Source organism: Bradyrhizobium sp. USDA 327 (assembly GCF_041262065.1).
Lineage (GTDB): Bacteria > Pseudomonadota > Alphaproteobacteria > Rhizobiales > Xanthobacteraceae > Bradyrhizobium > Bradyrhizobium liaoningense.
The window spans coordinates 1,686,895-1,712,174 of record NZ_JBGCCW010000001.1 but is presented as its reverse complement, the minus strand read 5'-3'; the positions used below and the strand labels follow the sequence as shown (position 1 = coordinate 1,712,174).

Annotated in this window: 20 protein-coding genes; 8 read left to right on the top strand and 12 right to left on the bottom strand. The window is 65.3% G+C overall.

Translation table 11 applies throughout. The annotated features are described in order from the left end of the window. Positions 1-33: 33 nt before the first annotated feature. Both ABIA42_RS07725 and ABIA42_RS07720 read right to left on the bottom strand, forming a co-directional pair. On the bottom strand, positions 34-1,617 hold the full coding sequence (locus ABIA42_RS07725) for an MDR family MFS transporter (protein ID WP_370114470.1): 1,584 nt from the start codon (positions 1,615-1,617) through the stop codon (positions 34-36). Positions 1,618-1,783: 166 nt separating this feature from the next. Beyond that, a complete protein-coding gene (locus tag ABIA42_RS07720; protein ID WP_131874292.1) occupies positions 1,784-2,299 on the bottom strand; it encodes a YcgN family cysteine cluster protein in 516 nt (171 codons plus the stop codon). 290 nt (positions 2,300-2,589) lie between these two features. Between ABIA42_RS07720 and ABIA42_RS07715 the strand changes: the two genes are divergently transcribed. The 8 genes from ABIA42_RS07715 (at position 2,590) to ABIA42_RS07680 (ending at position 13,660) form a co-directional block, all read left to right on the top strand. Then, positions 2,590-4,878 carry a transglycosylase domain-containing protein gene (locus ABIA42_RS07715; RefSeq protein ID WP_370114472.1) on the top strand — a complete coding sequence of 763 codons (2,289 nt, stop codon included), beginning with the start codon at positions 2,590-2,592 and terminating at the stop codon, positions 4,876-4,878. A 9-nt stretch (positions 4,879-4,887) separates the two neighbouring features. Then, positions 4,888-5,466, top strand: coding sequence for a DUF1214 domain-containing protein (locus ABIA42_RS07710; protein WP_028177842.1), 579 nt, complete (start codon positions 4,888-4,890; stop codon positions 5,464-5,466). Continuing rightward, the gene (locus tag ABIA42_RS07705) at positions 5,463-6,047 is read left to right on the top strand and encodes a DUF1254 domain-containing protein (RefSeq protein WP_271528514.1); all 585 of its coding nucleotides are present in this window, start codon (positions 5,463-5,465) and stop codon (positions 6,045-6,047) included. Before ABIA42_RS07710 ends, ABIA42_RS07705 begins: the two co-directional genes overlap by 4 nt. Positions 6,048-6,488: 441 nt before the next feature. Next, positions 6,489-6,872: a DUF2946 family protein gene (locus tag ABIA42_RS07700; protein ID WP_271528515.1), complete on the top strand. Its 384-nt coding sequence runs from the start codon at positions 6,489-6,491 to the stop codon at positions 6,870-6,872. A gap of 454 nt (positions 6,873-7,326) precedes the next feature. Continuing rightward, a complete protein-coding gene (locus ABIA42_RS07695; RefSeq protein WP_370114475.1) occupies positions 7,327-9,357 on the top strand; it encodes a TonB-dependent receptor in 2,031 nt (676 codons plus the stop codon). Between the two features lie 783 nt (positions 9,358-10,140). After that, entirely contained in the window at positions 10,141-12,087 is a 1,947-nt protein-coding gene (locus ABIA42_RS07690; protein ID WP_370114477.1) for a TonB-dependent receptor, read from the top strand. Continuing rightward, on the top strand, positions 12,084-12,872 hold the full coding sequence (locus ABIA42_RS07685; RefSeq protein WP_370114479.1) for a DUF4198 domain-containing protein: 789 nt from the start codon (positions 12,084-12,086) through the stop codon (positions 12,870-12,872). The genes ABIA42_RS07690 and ABIA42_RS07685 overlap by 4 nt, the downstream gene beginning before the upstream one ends. A gap of 380 nt (positions 12,873-13,252) precedes the next feature. Further along, complete coding sequence (locus ABIA42_RS07680) at positions 13,253-13,660, top strand: GFA family protein (protein WP_370114481.1); 408 nt, start codon at positions 13,253-13,255, stop codon at positions 13,658-13,660. Between the two features lie 68 nt (positions 13,661-13,728). Here the strand turns inward: ABIA42_RS07680 and ABIA42_RS07675 are convergent, their stop codons facing one another. From ABIA42_RS07675 to ABIA42_RS07630, 10 genes are all read right to left on the bottom strand, one after another. After that, the gene (locus tag ABIA42_RS07675) at positions 13,729-14,259 is read right to left on the bottom strand and encodes a Spy/CpxP family protein refolding chaperone (protein WP_370114483.1); all 531 of its coding nucleotides are present in this window, start codon (positions 14,257-14,259) and stop codon (positions 13,729-13,731) included. 154 nt (positions 14,260-14,413) lie between these two features. Beyond that, on the bottom strand, positions 14,414-14,905 hold the full coding sequence (locus tag ABIA42_RS07670; protein WP_370114484.1) for a DUF411 domain-containing protein: 492 nt from the start codon (positions 14,903-14,905) through the stop codon (positions 14,414-14,416). Positions 14,906-14,957: 52 nt separating this feature from the next. Further along, the gene (locus ABIA42_RS07665; RefSeq protein ID WP_370114486.1) at positions 14,958-15,569 is read right to left on the bottom strand and encodes a class I SAM-dependent methyltransferase; all 612 of its coding nucleotides are present in this window, start codon (positions 15,567-15,569) and stop codon (positions 14,958-14,960) included. A gap of 181 nt (positions 15,570-15,750) precedes the next feature. Further along, positions 15,751-18,942 carry an efflux RND transporter permease subunit gene (locus tag ABIA42_RS07660; RefSeq protein WP_370114488.1) on the bottom strand — a complete coding sequence of 1,064 codons (3,192 nt, stop codon included), beginning with the start codon at positions 18,940-18,942 and terminating at the stop codon, positions 15,751-15,753. Further along, positions 18,939-20,360 (bottom strand): efflux RND transporter periplasmic adaptor subunit, encoded by a 1,422-nt coding sequence (locus ABIA42_RS07655; RefSeq protein ID WP_370114490.1) that lies wholly within the window; start codon positions 20,358-20,360, stop codon positions 18,939-18,941. The genes ABIA42_RS07660 and ABIA42_RS07655 overlap by 4 nt, the downstream gene beginning before the upstream one ends. A gap of 82 nt (positions 20,361-20,442) precedes the next feature. Then, a complete protein-coding gene (locus tag ABIA42_RS07650; RefSeq protein WP_370114492.1) occupies positions 20,443-20,835 on the bottom strand; it encodes a FixH family protein in 393 nt (130 codons plus the stop codon). Positions 20,836-20,936: 101 nt separating this feature from the next. Further along, positions 20,937-21,302, bottom strand: a complete 366-nt coding sequence (locus ABIA42_RS07645; protein ID WP_271528526.1) for a hypothetical protein — start codon at positions 21,300-21,302, stop codon at positions 20,937-20,939. 158 nt (positions 21,303-21,460) lie between these two features. Further along, positions 21,461-22,648 carry an MFS transporter gene (locus tag ABIA42_RS07640; protein ID WP_370123610.1) on the bottom strand — a complete coding sequence of 396 codons (1,188 nt, stop codon included), beginning with the start codon at positions 22,646-22,648 and terminating at the stop codon, positions 21,461-21,463. A 60-nt stretch (positions 22,649-22,708) separates the two neighbouring features. Beyond that, positions 22,709-23,896: an MFS transporter gene (locus ABIA42_RS07635; protein ID WP_370114494.1), complete on the bottom strand. Its 1,188-nt coding sequence runs from the start codon at positions 23,894-23,896 to the stop codon at positions 22,709-22,711. Next, complete coding sequence (locus ABIA42_RS07630) at positions 23,881-25,245, bottom strand: NAD(P)-binding domain-containing protein (RefSeq protein WP_370114496.1); 1,365 nt, start codon at positions 25,243-25,245, stop codon at positions 23,881-23,883. Before ABIA42_RS07630 ends, ABIA42_RS07635 begins: the two co-directional genes overlap by 16 nt. Between the last annotated feature and the right edge of the window lie 35 nt (positions 25,246-25,280).

The following is a 25,280-nucleotide window of genomic DNA, read 5'->3' as shown; positions in this document are numbered from 1 at the left end:
CTCCGAAGGATCATGCTCAGCCGGCGGCGCCGCTCACTCCGCCATCTCGACGTGCTTGGTCACGGTGGGGCCGGCCAGCGGCCGCTCCTCCATCGCGATCAGGCACAGCGCAGCACCCGTCATCAGCGCGGTGGCGGCGCCGAAGACGTAACGGAACGCATGCCGCATGTCCTCGGCGGGAATGGCATTGACGACGCCTGCGGCATGATGCTCGCCGGCGAGCGGGATGTCGGTGCCGAGCGCGATCAGTAGGATGGCTGCGAAGGCCGCGACCGTGAAGGACGACATCAGCGAGCGGAAAAAGTTCAACGCGCCGGTGATGGTGCCGGCCTGCGGCCGGGCGACCGAATTCTGCACCGAGACCACACAAACCGGAAAGGTGGTGCCGAGGCCGAGCGCAAACGCGGCCATCAGCGTCAGCAGGCCCCATAGCGGCAGCGTCGTCAGCGTGAGACCGAGGCCGCACAGCGCGGCCCAGGATGTGCCAATGATGGCGACGCGCTTGTAGTGCTTGGCCCGAGCCATCGTGCGCCCGGCGATGGCCGCGCCGAGGGTCGAGACGGCCGCCAGCGGAATCAACGCAAGCCCCGCCTCGCTGGCGCTGAGGTGATAGACGGATTCGTAATAGAGCGGCAGCTGGACCGTGAGGCCCGTGATCGCGCCGAGCGCACAACCGCCTGCCATCAGCCCGAATGGCACGACGCTTCCGCCGAGCAGCGGCAGCGGCAGGAACGGCTCGTCCGCGCGCCGGGCGTGCCAGACGAAGCTGACGACGAGCGCGACCGCGCCACCGACCATCGCGAGCACGGTCGGCGACAGCCAGGGATAGCGCGTGCCGCCCCAGGTCAGCACCAGCATGAAGACCACGGCAGAGGCCATCAGCAACACGCCGCCGAGCCAGTCGACCTTGCGCTTGCGGTGGAACACCGGGATCTTCTTCATCTTCGGCAGCAGAAGCGCGATCGCGGCGGCCGAGAGCGGGAGGTTGATCCAGAAGATCATCGACCAGTGCAGATGCTCGGCGAACACGCCGCCGATGACCGGGCCAAGAATGCCGCCGACCATCCAGACGCTGGAGAAATAGGCCTGGTATTGCCCGCGCTCGCGTGGGCTCACCACGTCGGAGATCACGGTCTGCACCACAGGCATGATGCCGCCGCCACCGAGGCCCTGCAGACCGCGCGCCAGGATCAGCATCGGCATGTTCGGCGCGATCGCGCACAGCACCGAGCCCGCGACGAACAGGCTGAGCGAGATGATGATCATGACGCGACGACCGTAGATGTCGCTGAGCGTGCCGAACACCGGCGCGACCGCGGTCGAGGCGAGCAAATAGGCTGTGATCACCCAGGAGAGATTGGAGACGTCCTGGAACTGCCGCCCGATGGTCGGCAGCGCGGTCGCCACGATGGTCTGGTCGAGCGCTGCCAGGAACATCGTCAGCATCAGGCTGATGACGATGGTGCGAACCTCGTCGGAGGTCAGCGGCGCCGGCGGCGCGATGGACGGCGCGTCATCGACGCTCAACACCTCGCTGGGAAGGCGGGACAGCTCGTCGGCAATGTCGTCAGGCAATGTCTGGACGTCGGCAGCACTCTGCCGTTCGATTTTGTTCATCTCGTCGGACGTCATGTGGCGGCGCAACGCCGCGAAGGATTCGTTCTATGCAATCCAATGTAGACAGCAAAGTTCTTCCCAGGCAGGCACCACGGCGCATGGGTGCATCCCGCCCCGAGGTCATCCCGAACACGTGATCGCAAGGGGGCGACGGATCAGTCCCTTGTCAGTCCCTTGGGCGTCGCTTCAGACGGGCCCGTTTCGGCAGCACGGCCGGCCACTGCACGATGTGGTTCTCGAGCTCCTCGTCCGGGATCTCCTCCTCGCTTCCCTCGACGCGGCCGCGCACGGAGACGCCGGCTTCATGCACGGTGTTGGGATCGCCCGAAACCAGCGGATGCCACCAATAGAGGTCGCGCCCCTCGGCGACGAGCTTGTAGCCGCAGCTCGGCGGCAGCCAGTTCAGGCTGCGGACATTGGCCGGGGTCAGGCGGACGCAATCCGGAACCTTGTCGGAACGATTCGGATAGTCCTTGCAGGCGCAGCTCGCCCCGTCGAGCAGCTTGCAGCCGACATGGGTGAAGTAGATCCGGCCGGTGTCCTCGTCTTCGAGCTTGTTCAGGCAGCAGCGGCCGCAGCCATCGCACAGGCTTTCCCATTCGGATCCCGACATCTCTTCCAACGTCTTGGTTTTCCAGAAGAATTCTTCCTGGCCTGAGGGTCGTTTGGGAGCTGCGGTCATGCGCCTCAACAAGAATTCGAAAGAGCTACGGCGACGCCATCTAGGCGGCGCGGCCGCAAGGGTGCAAGCGAGGCCTCTCTGAAGCCCGTAATGAACCGGGGTCAATTAGGCCCGTTGTTCAAAATCGCGAGCGTGGCCATTGGTTTATGGGCCCCGCTCGGCTAGAAGGAACAGTAAGTCCCTCGGATGCTGGCCGGGCGCCTTGGGTTTGCCGCAACATTCCCCCAAGACGTCTCGATGCCGCCCCGGCCGGGTGCTTGAACGCTCGAAGCAAGCCTCAAGGGTTCTAGGTGCGACAGATCATACCACCGCATTGGAAGCAGAGGGTCCGGAATTTCTTCCTCGACCTCGATGCGCGTATCGACTCCTCGCTGTTCTCCTCGGCCAAGGGCATCCGCGAGCTCTACGAGCGCTACTCGACCTTCATGGACCGGTTCTATGTCGGGCGCTGGAAGCGCTGGGTGTTCATCGAGCCGCTGTCGGAGGCCGCAACCCTCGGGCTCGGCGGCCTGGTCGTGATGCTCACCCTCGCCATCCCCGCCTTCCGCGAGACCGCGGACGAGGACTGGCTGAAGAAGTCCGATCTCGCGGTGAGCTTCCTCGACCGCTACGGCAATCCGATCGGCAGCCGCGGCATCAAGCACAACGATTCGATCCCGCTGGAAGACTTTCCCGATGTCCTGATCAAGGCGACGCTGGCGACCGAGGACCGCCGCTTCTACGAGCATTTCGGCATCGACATCGCCGGCACCGCGCGCGCGCTCGTCACCAACGCCCAGGCCGGCGGCGTGCGCCAGGGCGGCTCCTCGATCACCCAGCAGCTCGCCAAGAATCTGTTCCTGAGCAACGAGCGCACCATCGAACGCAAGGTCAACGAGGCCTTCCTCGCGATCTGGCTGGAATGGCGCCTGACCAAGAACGAGATCCTCAAGCTGTATCTCGACCGCGCCTATATGGGCGGCGGCACGTTCGGCGTCGACGGCGCGGCGCATTTCTACTTCAACAAGTCGGCGCGCGACGTGACGCTGGCGGAAGCTGCGATGCTCGCCGGCCTGTTCAAGGCGCCGACCAAATACGCGCCCCACATCAACCTGCCCGCCGCCCGCGCCCGCGCCAACGTCGTGCTCGACAACCTCGTCGATGCCGGGTTCATGACCGAGGGCCAGGTGTTCGGCGCCCGCCGCAATCCGGCCTTCGCGGTCGACCGCCGCGACGAGGCTTCGCCGAACTATTATCTCGACTACGCTTTCGACGAGATGCGCAAGCTGGTCGACACCTTCCCGAAGTCCTATACCGAGCGCGTCTTCGTGGTACGGCTCGCGATCGACGCCAACGTGCAGAAGGCGGCCGAGGACGCGGTCGAGAACCAGCTGCGCCAGTTCGGCCGCGACTATCACGCGACGCAGGCTGCGACCGTCGTCGCCGATCTCGACGGCGGCATCCGCGCCATGGTCGGCGGCCGCGACTACGGCGCCAGCCAGTTCAACCGCGCCACCGACGCCTATCGGCAGCCCGGCTCCTCGTTCAAGCCCTACGTCTACACCACGGCGCTGCTGAACGGTTACACGCCGAACTCGATCGTGGTCGACGGCCCCGTCTGCATCGGCAATTGGTGCCCGCAGAACTATGGCCATTCCTATTCCGGCTCGGTGACGCTGACCCAGGCGATCACGCGCTCGATCAACGTCGTGCCGGTGAAGCTGTCGATCGAGATCGGCCGGCGGGATCAGCCGAAGGCGCCGAACCCGGCCAAGATCGGCCGCGCCAAGATCGTCGAGGTCGCGCGCCGCTTCGGTCTCAAGGCGCCGCTGCCCGACACGCCGTCGCTGCCGATCGGTTCGGACGAAGTCACCGTGCTCGAGCATGCCGTCGCCTACGCGACCTTCCCCAACCGCGGCAAGGCGGTGACGCCGCATGCGGTGCTCGAAGTGCGCACCGGCGCCGGCGACCTCGTCTGGCGCTGGGACCGCGACGGTCCGAAGCCGCGGCAGGCGATCCCCGCGTCCGTTGCCGCCGACATGGCCGGCATGATGAGCCACGTCGTCAGCGAAGGCACTGCACGCCGCGCCGCGCTCGACGGCATTCCGACCGCGGGCAAGACCGGCACGACCAATGCGTATCGCGACGCCTGGTTCGTCGGCTACACCGGCAACTTCACCTGCGCGGTCTGGTACGGCAACGACGACTACTCGCCGACCAATCGCATGACCGGCGGCTCGCTGCCGGCGCAGACCTGGCACGACATCATGCTCGCAGCCCATCAGGGCGTCGAGGTCCGGGAGATCCCCGGCATCGGCATGGGCCAGAAGCTGCCGCCGCAGCACGTGGCCAACGCGCAGGCCAATGCGGCGGCGAAGGTGCTGGAGACCAAGCCGGGTCCGCCGCCGGTGCTGACCAAGCGCGGTGCCGACGTCCTGGTGCGCGTCGAGAGGCTGCTCGACGATGCGGCCAGGACCGCGAAAAAATCCGCGGCCGACGACAGCAAGACGGCCAAGCCCTCCTCGGCGACGAGCGCGCTCGCCTTCCCGCAGAACTATGCGGAAGAGAACGTCAACGCGTCCGCCCCGCGCAAGAACTGATCGAAACCCGTGCGGCTGATCCTGATCACATTGACGGCGCTTCTTCTCGCAACGGTGGTCGGCGTCGGCGCGACCTGGATGACGACGACTCGCGGCACCGAGATCGGCACGCTGACCATCGGCGCCTGGACCGCGCGGCCGCGCACCGGCACCGCCGACGCCGACCCCTATTCGCGCGCCACCATCGTGCGCAACGGCGAGCTGCCGATCGGCACCGGCGATGGCGTCGCCTTCACCGCCACCACCGACGACAAGAAGAAGGCGCTCGACGGCCGCTGCGACGTCGTCGTCTCCGGCGTGACGCCGCCGGCGCGGTTCTGGACGCTGACGCTGTATGATCGCAAGGGCCATCTCGTCGCCAATTCGCTTGCCCGCTACGGCTTCACCAGCCAGGAGATCGTCCGGCAGTCCGACGGCTCGTTCGAGATCCGCATCGCCTCGCGCTCCCGTGCCGGCAACTGGCTGCCAACCGGCGGCATCGAGCGCTACGCCCTGATGCTGCGCCTCTACGACACCCCGGTGGGGGTCGCAACGCGCACCCAGCGCGACGCGCCGATGCCCAGCATCACGACGGCGGGCTGCTCATGATCCGGCTCGTGTTCACCATCGTTGCCGGCGTAGTGCTGGGCCTCGTGGTCCATCTCGTCAGCGTGCTGGCGCTGCCGCGGATCGCGACGCAGGATGCCTATTCGCGGCTGACGCCGATGACGAAGGTGAACGCCGTCACCCAGCTTCCCCTCGCCGACCCCAACAATTCGCCGATGCCGTTCATGGATCCGGCCTTTGCGCTGGCGATCTGCCGCTACGATCTGTCGGGCGGACCGATCAAGCTGACGGTGCCCGTCAGCCAGGCCTACACCTCGGTGTCGTTCTACACCCGCAACGAGATCGCCTATTACGCCATCAACGACCGCTCCGCGGGCCGCAAGGTGATCGAGCTCGACCTGATGACCGAAGCGCAGCACAGCGAGCTGCCCGAGGACGAAGAGGTCACCGCGGCCGACCGGCTGATCATCGATTCCCCGAGCACGACCGGCCTGATCCTGATGAAGGCGCTCGCCCCCGAGCCCGGCCTGATGCCGCAGGCGCAAGGCTCGCTCGCCGCCGCGAGCTGCGTCCCGCAGACCGAGCCGCCGGCCAAGGCCGAAGCGCCACGCAGCCGGCGCTGAGCGCGGCCGTTTTGGCGCTGCAAAACATAAAAGCGCGAAAACAACCCCATGCACAGTAGCGAGGCCATTGAAATCATTATGCCCCTCGGTCAGCGATAACGAAGCTGCCGCGCGACGCGCGCTCCTTTGACTCGTCGGGCAAAACACCGGCATACTGGCATCATCGAAAGTTCGTCACACCCGCGCGGAGCAATCCGCCGCGGGTTTTTTCGTGCTGGAGCGCCGGCAGACCCGGCGGCCGAAACTGCGCTCTCGCGCTCGATCCAGCAAGCATGCGAAGCTGACCCGCGTCCCGTCGCATTCCTGAGACCACACAGCGGCAAGATATCACCACCGCCCGGGTGGTAGCCGAGCAACACAACGAGATGCTCGGCCTGATGCGGGCTGTGCGCGTTTGACTCGGTCTTCCGCTGTGATACCTGTGCCGCAGGGGGCAGGTGAATGACGGGGTTCGCTTACAAGCGACGGATCGGCTGGGGCGCTGCCTTTGTTGCAGCCTACGCCCTGGTTTTCAACGTCATCCTGTCGAGCATGCTGGTTGCCAGCATCTCCCCTCTCGCCGGCGCGGCGGCTCAAGAGCTCTGCATCGGCAGCGACAACGGAGATGCCGCGCGAACCGATGCGGACAAGCACGGCAAGAAGACGAGCGTACACTGCCCGCTCTGCGTGGGACACCACGTCTCCGGCGCTCTGCCGCCGCCTCAACCCACGTTGACCGATCGCATTCCGCTCACGGCAAGTGCGGTCTACTCGTTTCGGCAGCGGATCATCGCCTACGCGCGATCTTTCGACCATTTGTCGCGTGGACCACCCGCTCTGACCTGATGTTGCCCCCAGGCCGGCGCGAACATTCGCGCTCCCGGCTCTGATCGCATGCCTGCCCCAGCGGCGGGGCGTGCGCGCGGAGCTCGAGCGGGCCTGGCCATCGCTCATTCCCGACATCATCGGCAGGGCCGCCAGCGCGCGCCCCGCTTCCCTCATGCGCCAGCGTGATCACTGGCCTCACATAGAAACGCTCATGTCGAACACATCAACCAGCCTGCGCCGGTCCTTCCTGGCCGCGACGACGGCACTCATCTCGCCTGCCCTGCTTTGTGCGACCTCGCTGCTTCCGCCTTTCGCCACAACGGCCTCCGCGCAATCGGCGGAGCGGCTGCCGCCCGTAACGGTCAATTCTCCGCAACAACGCAAACGAAAGCCGCGAGGCGTCGTCACGGCCGCCCCGCCCGCGGCAGCACGGAGCGGAGATATCTCTGCGGCAGATCAGAGTCCGAGTTCAGTGCCCGCATCCGCCAGCCTGCCGCCAAGGGCGGGTTTCGATCGCGGCCTGTCGTCGAGCGACTCCGCCTCTCTCGTCACTGACCTGCCGGGCGGCGCGGCATGGGGTGCCGGCGGCGTCTCGAGCCTGCCCGCCATCAACGGATTTGGGGCCGACCGGCTGCAAGTCGCCGTCAACTCGATGCTGATCAGCCCCGCCTGTCCGAACGAGATGAATCCGCCGCTGTCGTTCGTCAATCCGGCGATGATTGCGAAGATGCGGGCCTATCTCGGCGTCGGACCGGTGTCGGTCGGCGGCGACTACATCGGCAGCCGTATCGACGTCACCACTGCGCCGCCGGCTTTCGCGCCGGCACAGGCCGGCTGGGTGGCCAGCACCCAGCTTTCGAGCTTCTTCCGCAGCAACGGCAACGCCTATGGCGTCGATGCAACTGCAACCCTGGCCAACCACGACACGAGCGTCACCTACACGGGCGGCTGGGTCCGCTCGGGCAACTACAAGGCCGGCGACGGAACGACGGTCAAGTCGACGCTCTACGAGACGCAGAACCATGCCATCAGCATCTCGAAGCAGACGTTCGGCAATCTCTTTACCTTCCAGATTGGCGGTCAGTTCATTCCGTACCAGGGCTATGTCAACCAGTACATGGACATGGTCTATAACCGCGGCCTGTATGCAAACGGCCGTTACGAGGGCGTGTTCGACTGGGGCAAGTTTGAAGCCAGCGCCTTCGCGCACCAGATCCGGCACACCATGGGATTCATCGCCCCCGACAAGATCGGCGAGATGCCGATGGACACGAAAGGTCTCGACGCCGGCTATTCGATGAAGGCAACAGTAGCCGTCTCCGGTCATGACTTGCTCCGCATCGGCAACGAGCTGGCGCTCAACCGGCTCGACGACTGGTGGAATCCGGTGGCGGGATCGATGATGATGAGCCCGAACACGTTCATCAACATCAACGGCGGCACGCGCGACCGCGTCGGCGCGTTCGTCGAATGGGAACGCCATTGGGACCGGCAGTGGACCTCGATCGTCGGCCTACGCAACGACGTGGTGTGGATGAACACCGGCAACGTGCAGGGCTACAATGCGATGAGCTACGGCGCGGATGCGGCTGCCTTCAACGCGCTCGACCGTGCCCGCACCGACGTTCATGTCGACGGCTCCGCCCTCCTCCGCTACGAGCCGAACGACATGAGCCAGTACGAATTCGGCTTCGCCCGCAAGACGCGCTCGCCCAATCTCTACGAACGCTACGCCTGGTCCACCAATGCGATGGCGATGAAGATGATCGGCTGGTTCGGCGACGGCAACGGCTATGTCGGAAATCTGGACCTCAGGCCGGAGAAAGCTCACACCGTCAGCTTCACTGCGGGCTGGCACGATCCTGCGCAACGGGTCTGGGGCGTGAAGCTCACGCCCTATGCCAGCTATGTGCACGATTACATCGATGTCGATCGCTGCTCGACTGCAAGCTGCCTTGCGAGCAACCCCGCGAACCTGACGGCGAACACCGGCTTTGTGTACCTGCAGTTCGCCAATCACGACGCGACGCTCTATGGCATCAATGTCGAGGGGCGGCTGACCGTATGGGACAATCCAATCTATGGTCAGGGGCAGGTGCGCGGCCTGATCGGCTATGTTCGAGGTCAACGAACCGATGGCGTTGACCTCTATCACATAATGCCGATCAACGCGAAACTCGCGCTCGACCATCTCCTTGGCGGCTGGACCAACAGCATCGAACTGCAACTCGTCGGCTCGAAGGATCAGGTCAGCCAGGTTCACAATGAGCTCACGACACCGGCGTATGCGCTGCTCAATTTGCGTACGGGTTACCAGTGGCAGCACGTCCGGCTGGACCTCGGCATCGACAATCTGTTCAACCAGAACTACTACCTGCCATTGGGTGGCGCCGATCTGGTCGACTACAAGGTCGTCTCGATGATGGGGTCTTCGGCCGCCTACGGCTACAACGTCAGGGGACCCGGCCGCTCGTTCAACGCGCGGCTCAGCGTCAGCTTCTGACCGGACCAGATGCCACGCGACGATATATTCGAAATCGCCGCGTGGCGGACCGGGGCCGTCGATCGTCCGTTGCGCGAAGCCTCCGTCCGGTCGCGGAAATCGCCAATGCGCTGTCACTGCCGCTGCCGACTGCGCCGACTGATCGGGAATCTGGAGCAACTCGGATTTCTGCAGCAGGCCCTGGGGCAAAGTGCCATGGTGGGCCATCAACCGGTCACGCTGTCGCGGCGGTTTCCAGGGGTGGACAGCGTCTTTCCACAGACACCGCTTTCGTGAGGCGCCGATGCGCTGCGAACACCCGACGTCCAAACACGCAACACCCTGAATCCCGTCAGCTTTCCCGCCGCACGCGTCCACGCCCCCCTGTGATTGGCCCGCAACTTGCTCATGCAAGTATGACGATCGACTCAAGTCGTCATACTAATGTATGATCCCTCATACGAAACATCACATCGCTTGCCGGAGACCGTCGCGCGGCCGCCGATGTGACAGCGGGGGGCTAAGTTGCGTAGAATTTCCTGGCGCCTGGTTCTGGCCGGCATCGCGTTATCAGGCGCTTCGGCCGAAGACTCAGTTCACGCCCAGACGGCACCGGCGGGATCTGCGGCCGGGTCCTTGCCGCCGGTTACGGTCGCGGCGCCCGAGGCGGCCCCCAGACGCGTACGGCACGCAGAGCCTTCGGCAAGGACAAGCGCCGCACGCCGGGCGCAGCAATCGCGGCCTTCATCGCAGCAGCAATCGAGCGCGGGCCTCTCCTCCGGCGCGACGCCGGGACGAGCCGACGTGTCGAGCGCGGTGACCGCGCTGCCGGCGGCGGTGACGGTGATGGACGCACCGGCAATCAGCCGGCTGGCGGTCGCAACCTATGGCGACCTGTTCCGCTCGCTCCCCGGCTTCAATGTGTCCAACTATGGCCAGGGCGGGATCGGCTACGGGCTTTCGCTGCGAGGCTATACCGAATCCGAGCACGGCCGCGACATCGCCTATTACATCGACGGCGTTCCGCTCAACGAGGTCTCCTCGCTGCACACGCCGAACTATGCCGACCTCAACGTGCTGTTTCCGGAAACCGTCAAGAGCATCGAGATCGTGCGCGGGCCGTTTTCCGTCGAGTACGGCGACTCCAATATGGGCGGCTCGGTCAACATCACGACCAAGCAGGCCGAACCCTTTGCCAGCGTCGGCGTCTCCGGAGGCACGCAAGGCACGGCGCGGGGCGTTGCGACCTACAGCACGACGCAGGGCGCGTGGCTGCCCTATCTGGCATTCGAGGGCTATCACACCGACGGCTATCGCGATAACAGCTTCATCAACCGCTACAACTCTTTCAACAAGGTCACGACGACGCTTCCGGACGGCGCCACCGTGTCGTTCCGTGCACAGGCCTACGGCACCGAATATGGCTCGCCCGGCTATGCCAGTCGCGACGCCATTGCCGCCGGAACGGTCTCCGAACGCTCGGCGACCAATCCGACCGACGGCGGCAACAAGCAGCTCGAAAACCTCGTCATCAACTATAGCTCCGGCGCACAGGACCAGGAGCTGAAAGGCACCCTGTTCATCAGCCACCAGTTCTCGAACCGATTCGCGGATTTCGGTGGCGGCCAGCGCGTGCAGCACGAGGACCGCACAATGGCCGGCGGCCGTGTCAGCAAGGTCTGGAGCGGAGCCATCGGCGACGACATCCCTGTGCAGGTCCTGCTCGGCAGCAACTGGCGCACCGATTTCATCGAGGCGTTCCAGGCGCCGACCATCGCACGCGCGGTCTCCGGCCCGGCCGTAGTCAATGTCGGATTGACCGAGACGAACATCGCCGGCTTCGGTCAGGTCCAGGTCAAACCGCTGCCATGGCTCAAGTTCACGGCCGGCGGGCGTTACGACCAGTTCTACTACGACATCAACGACCGCATCACGCCCGGCGGCACGCCGAACATTTCGAACGGCATTGCAAGCCCAAAGGCCGGCGTCGCCATCGCGCCACTCCAATGGCTGGAGCTGTTCGCCAATTACGGCGAGGGTTTCCGCAGCATCGACGTGCCCGCGGAGCTGATCGGCAATCCCGGCATTCAGCCATTCAGGATCGTCAGCCGCGAGGGCGGCGTCCAGTTCACGTTCGATCGCTTCAGACTGCTCGCGAGCTATTGGACGACGGACTCGGCCAACGAAGCGTTTCAGGCGGCGCCCGGTCTGCCCGTGACGTTCCTGGGTAAAGCCCAGCGCAACGGATACGACGTCGATGCCCGCTGGTTCGTGATCAAGGATCCCGTCAACAACGTCTCGCTATTCGCCAACTATGGCGGCGTCTCGGCTCGCCTCGTCGACGCGGCGCCCTCCTACTTCGTCCCGAACGTGCCGAGCTACGTCGCCAATGTCGGCGTTGACTTCAACGTCGCGACGGTCAATGCGCAAGTCCTGTCCGGTTCGGCCTATGTGACCTTCGTCGGCAAGAAGAATCTGACGCAGGACGGGCTCATCACGACCTCACCCTACTCCCGCGTGACCGGCAAGCTCGCCTATTCCTGGCCCGAGGGGTGGACCGCGTTCACGCAAGCGACCTGGTATCCCGGTGATCGCCTCAGCGAAATCGCCATCAATTTCGGCGATCCCGTCGGCGCAAGAACCTCCGACATCTTCGTCAGCGCGCAGCCGACAATCGCCGTGCTTGCGGGCGTTTCGTATCGTTTCCCGACCGTGATGGCCGGGACAACTCCAAAGCTGGTGACCAAATGAGCCATACCTTCCCTCGTCTCGCCCACACGCTGCTCGCGACCGGACTCGTTCTCGGGTCGATAGCCTCCGCTTCGGCGCATGATGTCTGGCTCACGTTCTCGGGGCCGGTCACCGCACGCCGCGCCATCGTCAACTACGGTCATCCGGACGACCGGCCGCCGGCTTTCGCGGACAAGGTCGTGGACCTCATCATGGTGACGCCGAAGGGCCGCAGCTCGCTGCTCGACGGACTTGCGGGCGCATCGGACAACGGCATCCAGATCGCACGAACAAAACCGTTCGACGATGCCGGGCATACGCTGCTCGCGGCGCGTTACGACAACGGATTCTGGGTCAAGACGACAGACGGCCTCTATCGCAACGCCACCCGGCGGCTGGTGCCTGACGCCGCCGAGAGCTTCTGGTCCGGAAAGTTCGCAAAGGCGATCACGGGGGTTGACGCGCCGTGGCAGGAGGTGCTCGGACACGACCTCGAGCTCGTGCCGCTCACCGATCCAGCCAAGGCGAGGCCAGGTGAGACGCTCAAGGTCAAGGTGCTGTTTCGCGGCAAGCCTCTCACCGAGGCGGAGGTCGAACGTGGCGACGGCAAGACGGTCGTTGCGGAGAAGGACATTCCAAAATTCAGGACGGACGCCGAAGGCGTGGCGACCGTTCCCATCGCCAAGCCCGGTCCCCATCTGCTGGTGATCGATCATCGCGCAGCGCCGTCCGTCACGCCGGATCAGGCGACGGCCGACCTCTACAATGCGACGCTGTGGTTCAACGTGGCGGCCAAGCTGCGCTAAAGCGCGATGAGATCAGGACGAATCGTCATCGCGCCTTAGGTTGTTGTTTGAGCATGATCTTTTCGGAAAACCGCGGCGCACTTTTCCGGATCATGCTTTAGCGCGGTCCCTTGAGTGCGTGCCCTGCCCGCGCTCAATGGCCTCTGCAACCGCGGTCCTCGTCCTCGACCCGATCGTGACTGTTGACGATCCTCGGAAGCGCGGCGTTGTCGCTCTCGCGCGGAACGACCGCGCCCATTCTCCGGAACCGATCTCGCATCAGCGCACGATGGCAGCAGCTGTCACGCGACAGTAGGACGCAACTTCAAATCGCTTGCGCTGTTGAAGCCGCACGTCTCGATGGCTATCGATTCAAAAAATCGTCTCGATCGGAGGAACGCATGAACACCATCACCGGCGGCTGTCACTGCGGCGCAATCCGTTATGAGGTCGAGGGTGACGCGATCGTGCATGCGCTGTGCCACTGCCGCGATTGCCGGCTTCACGCCGGCGCGCCAGTCGTCGGCTGGACGATGTACGCGGACGATGCCGTCAAGGTGACCAAGGGCGAGCCGAAGGTGTACCGCTCCTCGGAACATGGCCGAAGGCACTTCTGCGGCGACTGCGGCACCGGTCTGTTCTATGTCAATGCCAGCATGCTGCCCGGGATGATCGACATCCAGAGCGCGACCTACGACGATCCCGAGGCCGTGCCGGCGACGATGCAGATCCAGGTCGCCGAGCGGCTGCGCTGGATGGAGCATGCGCACGAACTGCCGGCGTTCGACCGCTATCCTCCACAGCCGTAGCGGCGGAAGATGACACCGGCTCTTTTGGCGTCATCCAGGGATTGGCGACGCTCGGCTCGTGCGCCAGCTCATCGATGGTGGCGATGGCGTTGCGCCGCGCCGTCGGACGTGTACCCGCGCAGCTCGGCATATCTTGCCAATTGCGCCTGATCGAGAACCGCCGCGGTACGCAAGTGATATTTGAGATGGGCTTGCCGCAGCTCTCCCTGCGTCTTCGCGATCGCCGCGGTCGCGGATCCCAGACTCTCGTCGGTGATCGTGCGGCTGGCGAACTGCCGATCCAGATCCGCCTCCTTCTCGATCAATCTGCTGCCGATGGGAGTGGTCTCGGCCTTCATCTCGGAAAACATCTCCTCGACCTTGCTCCGCTGCTCCAGGTTCAATCCCAATTGGTCCGCGAGTTCGAGCACGTGGGAGGGCCCGGGATATCCATTGAGCTCGGCCGCGAGTGCGAGCCCCATGCCGCGCCCCGCCCGCAGATCGCCGATCTGCTGGTCCGAGAGCGCCTTGATGTGGCGGGACTGCATGCCGGCGTACGGTGTCTGCGCCCAAGCGGCAGCCGGCGCGAGCAAGGCGATGATCAAAACGACGATCTTCATGACTTTCCACCCATGTTGCAGGACGTCAACCAATCATGACTCGGCGATGGCGTAAACGGCAACATCGTCCATGATCTACGCGCGACCTTCGGCAGGTGGCGATCTCGGTTTCCATGACGGCGTAGGCTGGGAGCGCTCTCTGATCAAGGGGCTCTCAACCGATCACCTGCGAGCCGATAAAGCGCATGAATGGCCTTTGACCATCGGCACCGAACAGCACGACCGTGTAAGGCTCCGGCTTGCCGCCTTCCATCCCGGGCGATCCAACCGGCATGCCCGGCACGGCGAGCCCGTTCGCAATGGGACGCTCCGAGAGGAGGCGCCGCACGGCTGCGGCCGGCACGTGCCCCTCGATGAGATAACCAGCGACCTCTGCCGTGTGACACGCGGCCAGGTCCGAGGGGATGCCGAGACGGTTCCGAACCGCGTCGAGATCGGCGGTCTCCTCCACCTGGACGATAAACCCTGCGTCCCGGAGATGCTGCACCCAGCCCGCGCAACAGCCGCAGCTCGGATCCCTATGCACCGTGACGGTCGTTTCTCCGGCCTGCGCCGCGACGGCAGGCCTGGCCAGGACTGCCGCCGCTGCCGCCGCCATCAGCCCTGCAAGCGACCGACGGGTGATCACATGTCCGCGTTCCCTCATCTTCGGATTCCTTTCTTCATCGCTGGATCTCAAGGCCGGAGCGTCGCAGGCATCAACGGGGGCTCGCCTGGCCCTCGTACATAAACGTCATGGGCTTCAGCCCGTTCATATAGCCGGTGCGCATCTCGTCGATGCGAAAGCCGTTCCGGGTCAAGACGTCAGAAATGTCCCGGTTGAGATGACAACCGCCCGAGATGCGCATCCATGCGGGGGTCAGGCGATCCTGCCACCAGCGCACGCGCGGCTCGGGCGCGCGGCCATGCTCGACGAAGACCAGCTTCCCTCCCGGTTTCAGCACACGCCGCGCCTCCGTCATCGCGCGATCGACGTCCGGAATGCTGCACATGGTCCAGGTCGTCAGGACCGTGTCGATGCTGCGGTCCTCGATCGGAATCGCCTCGGCCGAAGCTTCAACGAGATCAACTGGAGTTTCCGGATGTGGCGCGTGCCGCGCCATCTCGAGAAGCTTTGGAGCGGGTTCGAGCCCCACAAGCTGCGTCACCGTAGGCCCGTAGAACGGCAGGTTGCGGCCGGACCCGACGCCGATCTCGAGTACCCGGCCCTGAGCCGCACGGGTCGCGCGTTGCCGGTAGGGCGCAAGTTCCTTGCTCCGCATCGCAAGGTCGCAAAGCCGTGGCAGAATGACGTCGTTGTAGAAGCCCATGCGCGCATCTCCTGGCATCGCCGCTCGACGGTCCTGCTGATCTCTTCAGGTGCGGCAAAGATCACCGCCGCACGTTCGCCTCTCATGCCAGCGCCGTCCCCAATATTAGCGCGATGACGACCAATGCGGTGATCAATTCCATCGCCCCACCATTCCTGACAGCCGTTCATCATGACTCACCTCATTCGGCAGACTGCAGCACCCGCAATCTCGGACTGATCGGCTTTGACATTTCGGTCGTTTGTCCCTTGTCCTCGGACTCGGGAGGCAGGTGGAAGCCCTTGACCAGCCCGAAGAGCGCCGGGATCACGATCAACGTCAGCAGCGTCGACGACGTCATCCCGCCGATCATCGGCACCGCGATGCGCTGCATGATCTCCGAGCCTGTGCCGGTGCTCCACATGATCGGCAGCAGGCCCGCCATGATGGCGACCACCGTCATCATCTTGGGACGGACGCGCTCGACGGCGCCCTCCATGATGGCCTCGTGGAGATCGCGCCGGGTGAAGGCCCTGCCCTCGGCGCCGCGCCTCGCCTTCAGCTCTGCCAGCGCGTGCTCGAGGTAGATCAGCATCACCACGCCGGTCTCGGCGGCGACACCGGCGAGCGCAATGAAGCCGACCGCGACGGCGACCGACAGGTTGAAGCCGAGCCACCACATCATCCAGATGCCGCCGACCAGCGCGAAGGGCAGCGACAGCATGACGATGAGCGTCTCGGTCATGGCCCTGAAGTTCAGGTACAGCAGCAGGAAGATGATCGTGAGCGTTACCGGAACGACGATCTTCAGGCGGGCGGCGGCGCGCTGCAAATATTCGTACTGACCGCTCCAGACCACGTAGTATCCGGGCGGAAACTGGATGCTGTCCGTCACCGCGCGTTGGGCGTCGGCGACGTAGCTGCCGATGTCGCGATCGCGGATGTCGACGTAGACGTAGGTCGCGAGCTGGCCGTTCTCGGTCCGGATCGAGGTCGGCCCCCGCGCCGGCTCGACCTTCGCGACCTCGCCGAGCGGCACCGCGCCGCCCGCCGGCATCGGCACCAGGATATCGCTGGCGATGACTTTAGGATTGTCGCGCAGGTCGCGCGGATAGCGCATGTTCACCGTGAACCGCTGCCGGCCTTCGACGGTCGTCGTGACCGTCTGGCCGCCCAGCGCGGCCGCGATGGTGTCCTGAACGTCCTGGATCAGGATGCCATAGCGGGCGAGCGCCTCGCGATCCGGGACGATCTCGAGATAGTACCCGCCGATGCCGCGCTCGGCGTAAGCCGAGGACGTGCCCGGGACGGCCTTGATCACCCGTTCGACCTGCTTCGCCAGCCGATCGATCTCGACAAGATCGGTGCCCATCACCTTGACGCCAACAGGCGTGCGGATGCCGGTGGACAGCATGTCGATGCGGGCCTTGATCGGCATGGTCCAGGCGTTGGAGACGCCCGGAAACTGCAGCGCCTTGTCCATCTCCGCGACCAGGCTGTCGACCGTGACGCCGGGACGCCACTGCTCCTTCGGCTTCAGGTTGACGATGGTCTCGAACATCTCGGTCGGCGCCGGATCGGTCGCAGTCGCCGCCCGTCCCGCCTTGCCGTAGACGGACGCGACCTCCGGGAACGACTTGATGATGCGGTCCTGCGTCTGCATCAGTTCGGCCGCCTTGGTGACCGAGATGCCGGGTAGCGTCGTCGGCATGTAGAGCAGCGTGCCCTCGTTCAGCGTCGGCATGAACTCGGTGCCGAGCTGCCGGGCCGGCCAGATCGTGACGGCGAGCACGACGATCGAGGCCAGGATCACTAGCGTCTTGGCACGCAGCACGCCCTTGATGACCGGCCGGTAGATCCAGATCAGGAAGCGGTTGATGAAATTCCTGTGCTCCGGCACGATCCTGCCGCGGACGAAGATCACCATCAGCGCCGGCACCAGGGTGACGGACAGCAGGGCCGCAGCAGCCATCGCGAAGGTCTTCGTGAACGCCAGCGGACTGAACAGCCGCCCTTCCTGCGATTCCAGCGTGAAGATCGGCATGAAGGAGACGGTGATGATCAGCAGGCTGAAGAACAGCGCAGGACCGACCTCGGACGCCGCGTCGATCAGGATCTGGACGCGCGACTGACCGGGCTCGGCGCGCTCGAGGTGCTTGTGGGCGTTCTCGATCATGACGATCGCGGCATCCACCATGGCACCGATCGCGATCGCGATGCCCCCCAGGCTCATGATGTTCGATCCCAGGCCCAGCAGCTTCATGGCGCCGAACGCCATCAGCACGCCGACCGGCAGCATCAGGATCGCGACCAGCGCGCTGCGGACATGGAGCAGGAACACGATACAGACGAGCGCGACGACGATGCTCTCCTCGACCAGCGTGTGCTTGAGCGTATCGATGGCCGCGTAGATCAGGTTGGAGCGATCGTAGACCGGGACGATCTCGACAGATTTCGGCAGGCTGCTCGCGATCTCCTCGAATCGCTTCTTGACGTTCTCGATCACGTCGAGGGCGTTGACGCCGAAGCGCTGCAGCACGATGCCGCTTGCGACCTCGCCTTCGCCGTTCAGCTCGCCGATGCCGCGCCGCTCGTCCGGCCCGAGCTCGACACTGGCGACGTCCCGAAGCAGCACCGGCGTGCCGTTGCTCGTCTTCAGGACGATGTTGCCGAGATCGTTGATGTTCCTGATGTAACCCTTGCCGCGAATGACGTATTCGAACTCCGACAGCTCGACCGTGCGCCCGCCGACATCGGCGTTGCTGGCGCGGATCGCCTCCCGGATCTTCTGCATGCTGATGCCGCGATCGCGCATCCGCTGCGGATCCAGCACCACGTTGTATTGCTTGACGAAGCCGCCGATGCTGGCGACCTCGGCGACACCTTCGGCCTTGGCCAGCGCGAACTTCAGATTCCAGTCTTGGATCGTGCGGGTGTCGGCGAGGTTCAATTCCCTCGACATCACGGCGTATTGGTAGACCCAGCCGACGCCGGTCGCGTCGGGCCCGATGGTCGGGGTGACGCCGCCGGGAAGCCTGGACGACGCGCCGTTCAGGAACTCCATGACGCGCGAGCGTGCCCAGTAGATGTCGGTGCCGTCCTCGAAGATGACGTAGACGAACGACACGCCGAAGAAGGAGAAGCCGCGCACCACCTTCGATTTCGGCACGGTCAGCATCGCCGTCGTCAAGGGATAGGTGACCTGGTCCTCGATCACCTGCGGCGCCTGGCCGGGATATTCGGTGTAGACGATGACCTGCGTGTCCGAGAGGTCGGGGATCGCATCCAGCGGCAGATGAAGCAGCGCGTAGAGGCCGGCGGCGGCCGCAAAGCCGGTGCCGAACAGCACCAGCAGCAGATTGCGCGCCGACCAGGCGATGATGCGGGCGATCATTTGTGCTCTCCCGCCGCATGGCCCGCGTCGGAAGCCCGAGGAGCAGCCTCGGCGAAGCCTTTGAGCGCGGCCTTCAGATTGCTCTCCGCATCGATCAGGAAGTTGGCGGAGGTCACCACGGCTTCGCCGTCCGCAAGTCCGTCCCGCACCTCGATGTAGCCGCCGCCGCGCCGGCCGAGCTTCACCTCGCGCGGCTCGAAACGCCCGTCCCCCTTGTCGACGAGAACGGCCTGGCGTGTGCCGGTGTCGAGCACCGAGCTATCCTGTATCGCCAGGACGGGCGCGCCATCTGCCGTGTCGATGTCGGCATCGACATACATGTCCGGCAGCAGCACCGCGTCGGGATTGGCGAGCTCGATCCGGACGCGAACCGTCCGGGTCTCGCGGTTCACCTGCGGATAGATCACGGCAATCCTGCCGGTGAACGCGCGGCCGGGAAAGCTTCGCGCGCGCACCGCAACGGACTGCCCCACCGCGATGTTGCCGAGATCGCGCTCGGCGACGTCGACCAGCGCCCAGACCAGCGAGATGTCCGCGATGCGGAACAACACATCGCCGGGATTGGCACGCATGCCTTCGATCGCGTTGCGCTCGAGCACGATTCCGTCGCGCGGCGCCGTCCAATGGATGGTGACGGGCGCGACGCGCGTCTTCTCCATCTCGGCGATCACCTGCTCGGGGACGTCGAGATTGACCAGCCGCTGCCGCGAGCCGCGGCCGTACGACTCGACGCCGCCGACCGTCTTCGAGGTGATCGTCGCGAGGTATTCGGCCGCCGCAGACGCGACCGCCGAGCTGTAGATCTCCATCAACGGCTGGCCCGCCTTCACGCGGGTGCCGGTGGTGACGTCCGCGATCCTCTGCACGAAGCTTTCGGCGCGCATCGCGATCACCGAGACGCGGCGTTCGTCCAGCTGAATCGTGCCGGGCGCCTTCACCAGGACCCGGATCGACCGCCGCGCCACCGGCTCGGACTTCACGCCGCTGCGCTGGATCTTGCCAGGCGACAGCTTCACCGTCCCGTCGTCGACGTCGTCGCCTTCGTAAACGGGGACATAGTTCATCCCCATCGGGTCCTGCTTCGGCACCGGCGAGGTGTCGGGCAACCCCATGGGGTTGCGATAGTAGAGGATCTTTCGTGGCGAGGTCGCCTGCTGCGGCTTTAGCGCCGCCGGGGCGGCCTGTTCGTCGTCGTAGACCGGCAGATAGTCCCGCCCCCGCTCGTCCTTCCTGGGCCCGGCCGACCAAAGCGGCGCTCCGCTCGGATCGCGGTAATAGAGCGGAGTTCGGGCACCGCCTGCCGTAGCCGAGGCGACCTCGGCATGGACGGACGAGCGCCCGTCGTTCATGAGCCAGGAAGCGCCCAGGGCCAGGCTGCAGGTGAGCGCGAGTGCGGTGAGAAGACGCTGCGTGTTCATCGCCAGATACCGCGCGCCTCGGGCGCGCGTCCATGTAAACGGGAAAGAGAAGTTCGGGCGCCGTCCGGCGGCGCCCGAAGGCTCACTTCGTCGCCTTGACGATGACCTTGCCGGTGACCGTCTCAGGCTCGCCCTGCACCTTCGCCGAGAGCGTGACCTGGTAGCGGCCGGCCATCGGCAGGTCGGTCTTGAAGGCATAAACGCCCGGCTCCTGGGACGGCAGTGGCGCGACCGCCGACTCCATCTCGGCCATGCCGTCCGGCGCCATGTCCACGCGCGTCCTGAAGATAACGGCATCCGCAACCGGCTTGCCGGTCTGCCTGTTGGTCAGGCGAATGGCGAGCGTGACGTCGTCGCCCTTCTTCATCTCGGGATTGACCGGCTCGAAAGCGTAATCGCCTGCGCCCGCCATCGCGACCGAAGCGGCGAGCGAAAGGGTGGCGGCAACAGCCGCGGTGCTGAACTTGGAAAGCATCGTCTTGTCCTCATGAATTGATCTCGACCGTGACGCATGAAGCGCGCACGTCAGTCATCGTCGCGCGCAGGCGTGCTGCACGCGTCGTTGGCTTGGCGAGATCAGATTCGAGGAGGCCGGAAGGGAGGGCTGCCGCCGAGCAAGGAGACGACCTGGTCGGCGGGAATGGCGGTTTTCCCTGCCGCTACGGCAAGAAATTCGAAGGCCAGCGGACGGATGTCTGCAAGCGCGACGGTGCCGCCGACGCAGCAGAAGCCCATCCCGCATTTGTACGCGCCGGTGTCGGAGCCCGTTCCCTTCATGTCGGGACAACAATCGTCCATCGACATAGCGTCGTCGCCGCTCATGACCATGGCCGCGTGCATGTCGTCCGACGACACGGCGAGGCCAGACGCGGACACGCCAGCCGGCAGCATCGCCAAGGATATGGCGATTGCGAGTGCCAGGACGGTACGGACGATCCGCATCAATCTGCTTTTACTGTTTGGATACTTTCTGGAACCGCAGCGCTTGTAACATATCCCGCTGCCGAAAGCATTCTTTGATCCGGGTCAAGCATTCGTGACCGCGGGTTCGGCACCTGTCACCGCGATCACCCCGACCGAGCAGCGACCTCCCGGGTTCGCTATCTTGACCTCGATAGATGCTTCTCGGACGAAGTCATGCGCGCCCACAGCAACGCGAGCGGGCCCAACGCAATTCCGGCCGCGAGCACGATGAAGACGAGCAACCAGCCCTTCGCACTCTGCGGACCGCCAGCAGCATCGAGCGCAGCCCCGGTTCCCCACGCTCCAATCGCGGACAGGCCGAAGCCGACCGTCGAATGCAGGGCCAAGGTCGCCCCGCGATGCTCGGAAACAGCCGCGGCCGACATGCCCGCCGTCAGCGCGCCTGAATCCGCCGGCACCGTCAGGCCATAGATCATCAGCAGCAACGCCAGCGCCCATGCCGGAGCCGTCGCGTTGAGGCCGATGACGAGCGCAACGCAGGCCGAAGCGATCATCACCACCGTGATCGCACGATGCCGCCCGAATTTCAGGGCGGCCTCATTGCCGAGGATACTGGCCGGCATCGAGATCACCGCGAAGCAGAAGCTCATCAGGACGGGAGAGAGCCATGAGGGCGCGCCTTGATGCGCAACGACGAAGGTCCAGAATCCGACCAGCCAGGTGCGAATACCATAGAGTTCGAAGCAGTGAGCGCCGTAGCCGAAGATATAGCCGAGCGCCTCGCGGTTGGCGAAAACGGGCGCAAAGTTCAGCAGGCGTCCTGCTCTGGGAGTGGGGCGGCGGCCCTCGATCGCAAGACACGCGACCACCATCGCAATCGGCCCGATACCCGTCACGTAGAATGCCGTCCGCCACCCCCAGCGATCGGCGAGGACTTGCGCGATCAGGAAGGACAGGCCGACGCCGACCGAGAAGCTCGACGTGTACAGCGTCACAGCTCGCGAGGTGTCGCCTGCGGGCAACCGGTCCGTCAGTGCCTTGAGCCCTGGCATGTAGGCACCGGCAAAACCCAGACCCGCGAGCGACCAGATGATGGTCCCTGACCAGAACCCTTGCGCGAAAATTCCAAACGCGACGGTCGCAACTCCGCTGACGACAGAGCCGCCCAGGAGCACGAGTCGTGCATCGATGCGATCGGTCAGGGTCGTGAGCACGGGAACCGCCAGCATGTAGCCGAAGGCGTAGCCGCTCGCCATCAGCCCGCCTTCCGCGGCGGACAACCCCCACGCCGGCATCAGGTGCTGCGCCAGATTCGCGGACAACGTCACATGCGGCAGGAGATTGCCGAGCTGACCGATGCACATTGCCGCAATCAGCGGCCAGCCGCGCAAGCTACGAATGCTCTCCTCCCATCTCGTGGGTGCTCACGTCGTCCGATCTGCACGAAGCAGCAGCAGCGCGACGAAGGCGGAGACCGAGGCCAGCGCGCTGATCCAGAGTGCGCTGCTGCCGAAATGCTCCACCATCAGTCCCAGCGCAAGCGGCGCGAAGGCGCCTGTTGCCCTCGAAGGCAGCGAGATCACACCGACACGCCTGCCGAACCCCACCGGCCCGAACAACGCCAATGGCAGCGTACCACGGGCAATGGTGATGATGCCGTTGCCCGCGCCATACAGCACTGTGAAGGCCGGTGCGAGCCAAGGGCCGCCCGCGACCAGTGCAAGCACGCCGATCGGATTCATGAGCATGGCGAGCCTTGCCGACAGCAGTGGATGAAACCGGCTGAGCCATCCTGCCTCCAGAAGGCGGGCGCCGACTTGCGCAGGTCCGACCAATGCTCCTGCGAACAACGCCTGTGCCGGCGTGGCGCCGAACGCAACCAGCATGGTCGGCAGAATGGCCGAGACTCCGGAGCTGACGAAGCTTGCCGCCGCAAAGATGTACGCCAGCAGCATCATTGCGAAGGTTTCGCTCTGGCCGCCGGATTGTTGGGTCGTGCCGGTGCCCGGCCGGGAGTCCTGGTCCAATGGAGCGGCACGGGGCAGAGAAAGGTTGAGCGGCAATGCAACGCCGATATGGATCGCCGCCCATACCTGGCAGGCAACGCGCCAGCCGTACTCCGAAGCGAGCCACGTCGTGAGAGGCCAGCCGAGGGTGCTGGCGAAGCCGGCGATCAGGGTGATGCCGGTGATCGTTCCTCGCGCATTGGCGCCGTAGATGCGCGCAAGCGTCGCGAACGCAGCTTCATAGAGACCCATGCCCATGCCGATCCCGAGCAGGATCCAGGCCGTGATCAGCAGCGCCACACCATGGGACACGGAGAGCAGGAGCAGGCCTGCCGCGAAGACGAGGTTCGAGACGGCAAGCAGGCTGCGCCCTCCAAACGTGTCGATGGCATGCCCGACTCTCGGGCCGAGCAGGCCGGAGATGACGAGCGCTCCCGACAGCGCGCCGAACAGGTAAGTCGGCGCAAGGCCGAGATCGTGCGCAATCGGCGCAGCCAGGATCGCAGGGAGATAGTAACTCGACGCCCAGGCAATGGTCTGGGCGCTGCCGAGCGCGACGACGACAGCGAGTGGGCTCGCAGTGCCTCCCGTCATGAGCAGCCGCATCCCGCGCCGCCTGCCTTCATGGCCGATTCATCGGCCGCACAGCAGGCTGAGGGTTCGGCCTTGGCCGGACCGCCGCAGCATCCCGCTGCGCCGGCGGACTCGACGCCGGCTCGCGTGCAGACGCCGGTCTCGGGCAGCACGAGCTCGACCCGTGCCGCAGCCTCCTTGTCGCCCGCGATGTCGGCGACGATCGAGCGGACCTGCTCGTATCCGGTGGTCATCAGGAAGGTCGGCGCCCGGCCGTAGGATTTCATGCCGGCGAGGTAGAACCCCGGCTCGTCATGCGCCAGCTCGCGAGCGCCGTGAGGCCGCACCGTTCCGCAGCTATGCTCGTTGGGATCGATGAGCGGCGCGAGCGCGACGGGCGCCTCGATCGCCGGGTCGAGCCGAAGCCGCAGCTCGGACAGGAACGAGAGATCGGGACGGAAGCCGGTCGACACCACCAGCTCATCCGCAACCACACTCCGCGCGCCGCAGCAGGCACCTGCCGAAATCCTGAGACGTCCTTCGAAGTCCGAGATGTGGGTGACACCGAAGTCGGTCTCGACTCGAATCCGTCCGGCAGCCACGAGCGCGGCGAAGGTTGAGCCCAGCTCGCCGCGCGCGGCAAGCTTGTCGTTGCTGCCGCCGCCGAAGGCCTTTGCAGGATCGCCGCCGCGCAACAGCCAGACGGGCTGCGTGCCGGGCACCTCCTCGGCGAGCCGCGAGAGATCGATCAGCGTGCCCAGCGCGGAGTGGCCGGCACCGAGCACGGCCACGGTCTTGCCGGCATATCTGCCGCGATTTGTGCCTCGCACATCCGGCATGCCATAGGCGATGCGATCAGTGCGCTCGCGTTCGCCGATCGCGGGCAGACCGTTGCTGCCGGCAGGATTGGGCGAGAACCACGTGCCTGAGACGTCGATGACGGCGTCGGCGCGCAGCACCTCGGGACCCTTGCCGTTCTGATAACGGAGTTCGAAAGGCGCCTGCTCCCGTCCCCTGGTCTTCGCCTTGTCGAAGCCGACACGGCTGATCGCCGTGACGCGGCTCGACGTGCGGATCGTCTCGCGCAGCTTCGTTCGCGTTGCAAGCGGCGCGAGGTAGCGCTCGATCAGTTCGCCGCCGGTCGGGTAGGACTGAGGGTCCGGCGAATTCCAGCCCGTCGGCGCGAGCAGGCGCGCCGACGCCTTGTCGACATTGAATTCCCACGGCGAGAAGAGCTGGACGTGCTGCCATTGCCGCACCGCATGCGCGGCCTCGGGTCCGGCTTCGAGCACGACGGGGGACATGCCGCGTTCGAGCACATGCGCGGCGGCTGCGAGGCCGACCGGCCCCGCCCCGATGATCGCTACCGTCTTCTTGTCCATTGCGAATTCTCCATCCTTCTAGAATTATGGAATAA